The sequence below is a fragment of the Protofrankia sp. CiP1_Cm_nod4 genome (genome assembly GCF_982290645.1).
This window is the reverse complement of record NZ_CEVIVC010000228.1, coordinates 1-491: the sequence shown is the minus strand read 5'-3', so window position 1 is coordinate 491 and position 491 is coordinate 1. Positions and strand designations below refer to the sequence as shown.

1 pseudogene is annotated in these 491 nt (G+C 76.4%); it reads left to right on the top strand.

What is annotated here, in order from left to right:
- Window positions 1-66: 66 nt before the first annotated feature.
- Window positions 67-491, top strand: a pseudogene (locus AC5LSR_RS23265) (hypothetical protein); the annotation flags it as partial.

Sequence of the window (491 nt, the reverse complement as noted above, 5' to 3'; positions counted from 1 at the left end):
CCGGGAGGGCCGCCGGGAGGGAGAGCGTCCGGAGGGACGGCCTTCGAGGACGTGACGATCCGGCGCATGGCCCGCCGGGCGGCGCGCTCCGGCGAACGAGTGTCAGGTGTCGTCGAGGCGGGTGGACGCTGTTACGACACCCACGCGGTGCCGCTGGCCGCCGCGGACGGCACGGTGACGTCGGTGGCGTTGGTCGCCACCGACGTCACCGAACGCGAGCAGGCACGGGCGAAGCTGCGCATCCGCGCGGCCGAACAGGCGATCGTGGCGGACCTGGCCCAGCGCTGCCTGCACAGCGCCGAGCCGCGGCCGCTGTGGCGCGCCGCCGCGCGGATGATCGCCGACCATCTGCGCGCGGACGCCGTCACCGTGCACGAGCTGCCGCCCGGGCGCACCGGGCCGTGCCTGGCCACAGCCGTCGGGACACCACCGGAAGCCGGCATCCTGGTCACGTCGGCCCTCGCGACCCGCGGCCCCCTCCACTCCGACGG